This window comes from Butyrivibrio sp., assembly GCF_024699075.1.
Genome location: NZ_JAILQF010000189.1, coordinates 1 through 9,290, shown reverse-complemented (window position 1 = coordinate 9,290; position 9,290 = coordinate 1). Strand labels below are relative to the sequence as shown.

The 9,290-nt window shown below is 38.9% G+C and carries 8 protein-coding genes; all 8 read left to right on the top strand.

The genetic code is table 11. The annotated features are described in order from the left end of the window. Positions 1–72 precede the first annotated feature (72 nt). The 8 genes from K6G87_RS07545 to K6G87_RS07510 all read left to right on the top strand — a co-directional run bounded on the left by K6G87_RS07545 (position 73) and on the right by K6G87_RS07510 (position 9,053). Positions 73–741, top strand: coding sequence for an MBL fold metallo-hydrolase (locus K6G87_RS07545; RefSeq protein WP_296835511.1), 669 nt, complete (start codon positions 73–75; stop codon positions 739–741). A gap of 134 nt (positions 742–875) precedes the next feature. After that, on the top strand, positions 876–2,357 hold the full coding sequence (gene hemZ, locus K6G87_RS07540) for a coproporphyrinogen dehydrogenase HemZ (protein WP_296835509.1): 1,482 nt from the start codon (positions 876–878) through the stop codon (positions 2,355–2,357). Positions 2,358–2,729: 372 nt separating this feature from the next. Next, complete coding sequence (locus K6G87_RS07535; RefSeq protein ID WP_296835507.1) at positions 2,730–3,992, top strand: BMP family ABC transporter substrate-binding protein; 1,263 nt, start codon at positions 2,730–2,732, stop codon at positions 3,990–3,992. A 180-nt stretch (positions 3,993–4,172) separates the two neighbouring features. Next, positions 4,173–5,708 (top strand): ABC transporter ATP-binding protein, encoded by a 1,536-nt coding sequence (locus tag K6G87_RS07530; protein ID WP_296835513.1) that lies wholly within the window; start codon positions 4,173–4,175, stop codon positions 5,706–5,708. Beyond that, the gene (locus tag K6G87_RS07525; RefSeq protein ID WP_296835505.1) at positions 5,708–6,817 is read left to right on the top strand and encodes an ABC transporter permease; all 1,110 of its coding nucleotides are present in this window, start codon (positions 5,708–5,710) and stop codon (positions 6,815–6,817) included. The genes K6G87_RS07530 and K6G87_RS07525 overlap by 1 nt, the downstream gene beginning before the upstream one ends. Beyond that, positions 6,814–7,797 (top strand): ABC transporter permease, encoded by a 984-nt coding sequence (locus K6G87_RS07520; RefSeq protein WP_296835503.1) that lies wholly within the window; start codon positions 6,814–6,816, stop codon positions 7,795–7,797. The genes K6G87_RS07525 and K6G87_RS07520 overlap by 4 nt, the downstream gene beginning before the upstream one ends. A 73-nt stretch (positions 7,798–7,870) precedes the next feature. Then, positions 7,871–8,464 (top strand): TetR/AcrR family transcriptional regulator, encoded by a 594-nt coding sequence (locus K6G87_RS07515; RefSeq protein ID WP_296835501.1) that lies wholly within the window; start codon positions 7,871–7,873, stop codon positions 8,462–8,464. 13 nt (positions 8,465–8,477) lie between these two features. Further along, the gene (locus K6G87_RS07510; protein ID WP_296835499.1) at positions 8,478–9,053 is read left to right on the top strand and encodes a xanthine phosphoribosyltransferase; all 576 of its coding nucleotides are present in this window, start codon (positions 8,478–8,480) and stop codon (positions 9,051–9,053) included. The last annotated feature ends 237 nt before the right edge of the window (positions 9,054–9,290 follow it).

The following is a 9,290-nucleotide window of genomic DNA, read 5'->3' as shown; positions in this document are numbered from 1 at the left end:
GAGAGAAGCACAGGCTAAGAGGCACTGGTTTGCATATAATAAGTCTCCAGTATAATAGGATTATTGCATAATATGAATTCAAACATAAAAGTAGGTTCTGCGACACTTGGACCGATAGCTACTAACTGCTATTTTGTCTTTAATGACAGATCTGCAGAAGAAAATGTAAATACAGATGAACCTATTCCCTGCATCTTCTTTGATCCTGCAGATATGGGAGAGATGATCTATGAAAAGCTCAAGGAGAAGAATATCAAGATTGAGCTTATCCTTCTTACTCATGGACATTTTGATCATATGGCCGGTGCTGATGAGCTTAGAAGGCTTTCAGGGGCTCCTATATGGTGCTGGGAAAAAGAAGCTGATGTATGTCAGGACCCTGATGTAAACCTTTCCTATGATTTTATTGGAAAAAGTATAACTATAAAACCGGATAAATATCTTAAAGATAACGAGATAATAGAAGCGGCCGGTCTTAAGTTAAGGCTTATTGGAACTCCCGGACATACAGTGGGATCCTGCTGCTATAGTTTTGATGATAATAAGGTCCTTATAAGCGGCGATACACTTTTTGAAGGCTCTGTTGGAAGAACAGATTTTCCTGGAGGAAGTTCAAGCACTCTTGTAAAATCTGTCAAAGAAAAGCTTTTCGGTCTTCCGGATGACACAATAGTATATCCTGGTCACGGAGCAGTTACTACGATTGGTGACGAGAAGCTGTATAATCCTTTTGTAAGATGATTAGGCATGGCTTCTAAAGTTTCTTAGATGGAATATGAGTTGAAATAATATTCCCTGTGTTCATTAAAATGAACATGATTTGAAAGCATATTTTTGATGGTTTAAAAGAACCATAATTGCTATTTGGAGTTTTTATGATTATCGTTAATACAGATAGAGAGAAATATTTTTACGACATCCATTCTCTGGTCAAGAGTTTTTATCCGGAGGAGGATGTCCTTGTTTTTGTTAAGAACAGTCAGACAGTACCGGAAGATTCTAAAGTAATCCTTACTATAGACATTCTTCTTAAGTGGGATGAAGGGCATATAGATGCCACTTTTATTAAAGAAAATGGAGATACCAGATCACTTTCCAAAACCTGTATAAAGGAGTCAGAGACTGATAGCGCTGATATGACTGATTCTCCTAAAAATGTTCTTAAGCGCCTATTATATGAGGCTCTTTTTGAAGAGACCAAAAGAAGCCTTCCATGGGGGACTCTTACAGGAATAAGACCTGTAAAGATAGCTATGCACAGGCTTTTATCAGGAGATGATGACAATGCTATCAAAGATTATATGAAGAAAACCTATATCTGCTCTGATGAAAAGACAGATCTTAGCGTTGAGATAGCTCATAGGGAGAACAGGCTTCTTGAGGGAACCACAGATGGCAATGGATACAGTCTGTATATAAATATTCCTTTCTGTCCCACAAGATGTGCGTACTGCTCGTTTATGTCATCGCCTATTGGTCTTTGGAAGGGGCAGGTAGATAAATATCTTGACTGCGTCAAAAAAGAAATTGATCAGACAGCTCCTTTGTTTAAAGGAAAGCGCCTTGACAGCGTATATGTTGGAGGCGGAACTCCTACTACACTTGAGCCTTATCAGCTTGAAAAGCTTATTTCATGGATCAAAGATTCCTATGATATGTCTTCTGCCAGAGAGTTCACCATAGAGTCAGGACGACCTGATTCCATAACTATGGACAAGCTTATTACCATGAAAAAAGGCGGTGTTACCAGAATATCAGTAAATCCGCAGACTATGAGAGACAGAACTTTGGAGCTAATAGGGCGTCACCATAGCGTCAAGCAGACTGTCGATGCCTTTAATATGGCAAGAGAAGCAGGTTTTGACCATATCAACATGGATATTATACTTGGACTTCCTGGAGAAGAGCTTTCTGACGTTGAATATACAATGAATGAGATCCAAAAGCTAAGACCTGATGAGCTTACTGTTCATTCACTTGCTATAAAAAGAGCTTCAAGGCTCTATGACTATGTTGCCGATCACGGACTTGCCGGCATGGATACCACATCTAATATGATGAAGGTGGCAGAAGAGGGCGCAAGGAAAATGGGTCTTAGTCCCTATTATCTGTACCGCCAGAAGAATATAAGCGGAAACTTTGAAAATACAGGATACGGGCTTGAGGACAAGATGTGCCTTTATAATATCATCACCATGGAAGAGACTCAGAGCATCCTTGCGCTTGGCTCAGGATCTGTATCCAAACGTATATTTGAAGGCCACAGGATAGAGCGCAAAGGTAATCCTAAAGATGTAAAGCTCTATATGGAAAATATGGAGAAGAATCCCTCACCCATGATGGAGTTCTTTAAATGATTGCAAGGATTTCTTTACCCATGATGAAGTCTTTTAAATAATCGCAAAGATCTCTTTATCTATGATGGGAATTTTAAATGATCTCAAAGAATCCTTTCCGCCTGGAGAGGGTTCTTTTTTGAACTACTGTTCAAAATTAATAAAAAATTTCTAAATCTGTCTTAAAAATTTGTTTGAACAGTCGTTCAAAAATCCATTGACAATAAAAGCTAATGTATTTATATTGATAAAGTAATAACAACCTCTAAGCGAAATCGAATTCCCAGTGAATTCGATTTTGAATTTTGAGGATTATTGAACTTGCACCCTCATAAGGGGGAGGCGAATCTATTTTCATTTAAAGCACATAGCTTGTGCAAAAGGGAGATTATTATGAAGAAGAAATTTTTAAGCACTGTTCTTGCAGCAGCTACTTGCGTTTCTATGCTCGCAGGCTGCGGATCATCAAATGCTACAACTGATGAAGGCACTAACACAGAAAATACTACAGCTGATAATACAGAAGCTGCAGCTGAAGGTACAGCTATTTCAGCTTCCGATATCAAGATCGGTATCATCTACATAGGAGATGAGAACGAAGGATATACAGCTGCTCACATGGAAGGTATCGATCAGATGCAGGCAGCTCTTGGAATCTCTGATGAGCAGGTTATTGAGAAGACACTTGTTCCTGAAGATGAGTCTTGTACAGATGCTGCAGAAGATATGGTAGATCAGGGCTGCAATATTGTATTTGCTACAAGCTTTGGTCATGAGTCATATCTTATGCAGGTAGCTGCTGAGTATCCTGAAATTGAGTTCTGCCATGCTACAGGTTATCAGGCTGCGTCTTCAGGTCTTTCCAATTTCCACAACTATTTTGATAACATCTATGAATCAAGATATGTATCAGGTGTTGTTGCAGGTCTCAAGCTTAACGAGATGATCGCTGCAGGCACTATCACAGAGGATGCTGCTAAGGTTGGTTATGTTGGAGCTTATCCTTATGCAGAAGTTGTTTCCGGTTTCACATCATTCTATCTTGGTGTAACATCTGTATGTCCTTCAGCTACAATGGAAGTTCAGTATACAAACAGCTGGGCTGATATGACAGCAGAAGGTGAAGTTGCAACACAGCTTATCGCTGACGGATGCGTACTTATGAGCCAGCACGCTGATACAACAGGTGCTCCTACAGCATGTGAGTCTGCAGGCGTTCCTTGCGTAGGTTATAACGTAGATATGACAACAGTAGCTCCTACATGTGCACTTACATCTGCAACTAATAACTGGGGTGTTTACTACACATATGCAGTTGAAGCAGTTCTTAACGGCGAGTCAATGCCTACAGACTGGACAGCTGGTTACAACGAAGGTGCTGTAGCTATTACAACTCTTAATGATGCAGCAGTAGCAGAAGGTACAGCCGAGAAGGTAGCTGAAGTTGAAGCTGCTCTTAAAGACGGATCTCTTCATGTATTTGATACAAGCACATTCACAGTAGGTGGCAAGTCTCTTGAAGATGCAATCGCTGAAGGCGGAGATTATGCTAAGTATGCTGATTATGTATCTGACGGATATTTCCATGAGTCAGAGCTTGCAGCAGCTCCTGCATTTGACATCATCATTGATGGAATCACATCTAACGCTAACTGATAGAAAGTGTTCCTTGGATTTTTTACAAAATATTATAGAAAAATGTCTTATAAAAGGCATACATGATCATTTACATTATAAAAACTGTCTTATATAAAGACATACATGGTCATATATACAAATAGTAATAATGATCATTGGTTTTAAACCAGAACATAAGACTTTATAAAAAGTAGGATTATTATGGATAATTATGCAATAGAACTTAAAGGTGTTACAAAGCGCTTTGGTAGTATAGTTGCTAATAATCAGGTAGATCTCGCCCTCAAAAAGGGCGAGATTCTCTCTATTCTTGGCGAAAATGGAAGCGGTAAGACAACTCTTATGAATATGCTTTCAGGTATATACTATCCGGATGAGGGTCAGATTCTTATTAATGGCACAGAAGTCTCAATTACATGTCCCAAGGATGCGTTTGAACTTGGAATAGGAATGATTCACCAGCATTTCAAGCTTATAGATAAACTTACAGCTGCTCAGAATATTATTCTGGGTCTTGATGGCGCTATAAAGCTTGATATGAAGACGATCAATCAGGAGGTTGATGCGCTTGTAAGCAAGTATGGCTTTGACCTTACACCTGCTGAGAAAATATATAATATGTCTGTCTCTGAGAAACAGATCGTAGAGATTGTAAAGGTTTTGTACAGAGGTGCAGATATTCTTATTTTTGATGAGCCGACTGCGGTCCTTACACCTCAGGAAACAGAACGTCTTTTTGCTGTTCTTAAAAAGATGAAGCTTCTTGGAAAGTCTATCATCATAATTACTCATAAGCTTAATGAAGTTCTTGAGATCTCTGATCGTGTTGCCGTTCTTCGTAAGGGTAAATGTGAAGGCGTTGTAGAAACCAAGAATGCCACTGTTGAATCTCTTACTGAGCTTATGGTAGGTCAGAAGGTTGAACTTAATATTCAAAGAAGTGAGCCCCAAAAGAGTGAGAAGCGTATTGAGGTGAGAGGTGTTACTGTCAGAAACAGTGAAGGTCTTTCTATTCTCAAGAATATCTCATTTGAAGCTAATAGTGGTGAGATTCTTGGAATTGCAGGAGTCTCTGGCAATGGCCAAAAGGAGCTTCTTGAAACAATAGCAGGTATACAGAAAGTAGACAGCGGAGAGATTCTTTATTATCCGCCTGATAACGCTAAGGTTGAAAAGCTCTCTGAGAAATCAGTCAGAGAGATCCAGAATCTCAAGATCAGTCTTTCATTTGTTCCTGAAGACAGACTTGGAATGGGACTTGTAGGCTCTATGGATCTTGCTGATAATATGATGATCAGAAGTTACAGAGCTGGTACAAGTAAGATCTTTACAGACAGAAAGACACCTAAAAAGCTTGCGAAGAGAATTGTTGATAAGCTTGAAGTTGCAACTCCTGATATCAATACTCCTGTAAGAAGACTTTCAGGTGGTAATGTTCAGAAGATACTTGTAGGTCGAGAGATAGCTCTTAATCCCAATGTATTAATGGTTGCATATCCTGTAAGAGGTCTTGATATTACCTCTTCCTATACTATTTATAACCTTCTTAATGAACAGAAAGAAAAGGGAGTAGCTGTAATGTGCGTTGGTGAAGATCTTGACGTACTTCTGCAGCTTTGCGACAGAATACTTGTTCTATGCGAAGGCAGGGTTAGCGGCATTGTTGATGCCAAGAAAGCTACAAAAGAAGAAATCGGTATGTACATGACAGGTGCCAGAAAGGCAGGAGTTTAATGGAACGCTATAATAATAAAAAATCATCACAAATTGCTCTGCACCTTACAAAGCGTGACTCTATTGCTACCTGGAAAGCCTGGGTTATAAGACTTATAGCAGTACTTATGGCTCTCATTGTATGTGCAGTTGTTATAGTAGGAATTACGGGTGAGAATCCACTTAACGTGTACTCAGGAATAGTTGACGGCGCAGTAGGATCCAGACGTCGTATATGGGTTACTGTAAGAGAGACTGTAGTTCTTTTACTAATAGGTGTGGGTCTTATGCCTGCATTTAAGATGAGATTCTGGAATCTTGGAGCAGAGGGTCAGATTCTCATGGGAGGAGCAGCAGCTGCTGCGCTCATGATATATCAGGGAAGTCTTCCTAATGTGCTTCTTATAATACTTATTTTAATAGCATCTGCCTGTGCAGGTATCATATGGGGATTCTTGCCTGCATTTTTCAAGGCTCATTTTAATACCAATGAGTCACTTTTTACCCTGATGCTCAACTATGTTGCAATGCAGATAATTACCTTCCTTATCGTATTCTGGGAGAATCCTTCAGGATCAAACTCTGTTGGTATTATCAATTCTGCAAATAAGGGTGGATGGTTTCCTAAGATATTTGGATCAGATTATACTCTTAATATAATAATCGTCGCTGTTATTACAATTGTGATGTCTGTATACATGAAGTATACAAAGCATGGTTATGAGGTTGCTGTAGTTGGTGAAAGCCATAATACAGCCAACTATGCCGGTATCAATGTACAGAAGGTTGTTATCCGTACAATGGTCATATCTGCAGGAATATGCGGTATTGCAGGTGCTGTTATCGTAAGTGGTGCCAGCCATACAATTTCTACATCTACTGCAGGTGGAAGAGGATTTACAGCAATCATTGTTGCATGGATGGCCAATCTTAATCCTCTTGGAATGCTACTTGTTTCTGCATTTCTTGTGTTCATGCAGCAGGGTGCGATTCAGATCGCTTCCCAGTATGGTCTTAACGAGAATGCATCAGATATTATCACTGGTATTATTATCTTCTTCCTTATTGGATGTGAATTCTTCATCAAATATAAGGTTAAAGTCAAGAAGAACGAGGAGGATGCAGCATGACACTTCTTCTAACATTTTTGGTTGCAGCAATAGGACAGGCAGTTCCGCTTTTATTTGGTGCAACAGGAGAGATTATTACAGAAAAATCAGGTAATCTTAATCTTGGAATCCCGGGTATTATGTACATGGGCGGTATTTCAGGACTTATGGGTGCCTTTCTTTATGAAAACTCAGCCAAGAACCCTTCAACTATTGTTGGAGTCATAATAGCGCTTCTTGCAGCACTTGTTGCAAGCGGACTTGGCGGACTTATATACAGTTTTCTTACAGTAACACTTAGATCCAATCAGAATGTTGTAGGTCTTGCTCTTACTACATTTGGTGTTGGATTTGGTAATTTCTTTGGTGGATCACTTTCAAAGCTTGCCGGTGGTGTAGGCCAGATTTCTGTAGCTAGTACAGCAGAGGGCTTTGGAGCATTTCTTCCTGCTACTTTAAGAAATATACCTGTTATAGGTAAATTATTATTTTCGTATGGTTTTTTGACATATCTTTCAATTGTTATAGCTATTATTGTTACCTGGTTTTTGACCAAAACAAGAAAAGGACTTAACCTTATCGCTGTTGGTGAAGATCCCGCTGTAGCAGATGCGGCAGGTATTAATGTTAATACCAATAAATACGTATCTACAATTGTAGGTGCCATGATCGCAGGTCTTGGCGGATTATATTTTGTAATGGAATATCTTCACGGTACATGGTCCAATAATGGATTTGGTGACAGAGGATGGCTTGCTATAGCACTTGTAATCCTTGCTTTGTGGAATCCTACAAATGCTATATGGGGATCACTTGTTTTTGGTGCATTATACGTTTTGTATATTTATATCCCAGGACTTACAAGAGCTACATCTGAGCTTGTTAAGATGCTCCCTTATGTTGTTACTATTGTAGTTCTGGTCCTTACAAGTAAACGTAATAAGCCGGAAAATCAGCCACCGTCAGCTCTTGGAAAATCCTACTTCCGTGAGGATAGATAACTTACAGATTAAATTGTCGCAGATAATATGATTCTCATTCAGAGACTGACCTTGAAAAGAAAAGGATGAACAAATGAAGAATATTGAAAAAAATAATGAGGAAAAAATACTTGATGCTACACTCAGAGTTATCGAGTCACATACTATAAGCGGAACAAGAATAAGTCTTATAGCCAAAGAAGCTGATATGCTTCAGTCTAATGTCCTTTATTACTACAAGACCAAGGAAGAGATTCTTGTAGCTATGCAGAAGAGGATACTTGATATTTTCCCAAAGCTTCGTGAGGAACTTCGTGAAAATACTGAAGATACTTTGGAGTCAGCTCTTGAAGTCTTTTCCAAAAATGAAGAGAATCTTCTTAAGAACTTCCCTGAATATAATCACGCTGAAATGGATTTCTGGGTTCAGAGCAGAACTGATGAAGATACCAGAGAACGTTTTGCAGAGTCTTATAATCTTTGGAGACAGGAGATCAGAGAAGTTTTGGAAAAATATGTACCGGATCTTCCCGAGAATCTTAAGACGATTCTTCCTGCCCAGTATGTATCAATGCTTGAGGGCTTTACAATTCAGTATCTTATTGATGAAAAAAATATTAATATGGCAGAATACTTTGCAACAAGCAGAGAGCTTATTTTAAATATGGTTAAGCCATACATGAAATAAAAGGAGAACAGACATGAATTTTCTGGAAGAACGTATTGCATCAGACGGACAGGTCAGGGCAGGAAATATACTAAAGGTAGACAGCTTTTTAAATCATCAGCTTGACGTTGATCTTCTGGATCAGGTTGGTAAGGCTTTTTATGAAAAATATAAGGATAAGGGTATCACTAAGGTTCTCACTGTTGAAGCATCAGGTATTGCAATTGCCTGCATGACAGCACAGTATTTTCATGTTCCTGTAGTTTTTGCCAAGAAGGCAAAGAGCAGAAACCTTGATGGAGACCTTTATACATCAGTTGTTCATTCCTTTACCTATGACAGGGATTATAATGTTACACTGTCCAAGAAATTCCTTTCATCAGAGGATAAGGTTCTTCTTGTTGATGACTTCCTTGCGGTAGGTAAAGCCATGAACGGACTTATTGACATCTGTAATCAGGCAGGAGCTAAAGTTGAAGGCATTGGAATCGCGATTGAGAAGGGCTTCCAGGATGGAGGCGCAAGACTTCGCGGCGCTGGTTTCGATGTAACTTCACTTGCAATTGTAGATGCTATGGACGAGGAAAAGGGCATTACATTCAGAAATTAGTAATAAGAAATCTTAATTAGATGATCAGTAATAAGATATCGTAATTCCGTAATCAAGAGATTATAATTCGACATTCATGATCAAAACATCGGAATTTATTTCGTGGTATAATTTTAGTATATAAATAAAAGCTATAAGCTGAAATATTAATTCTGAAATATACATGCCGATATACTTATTTGGAAACCTTTTTTTAGAGAACTTTAGTTTTTGGAGAAAGGATGATAAGTAAGTGAG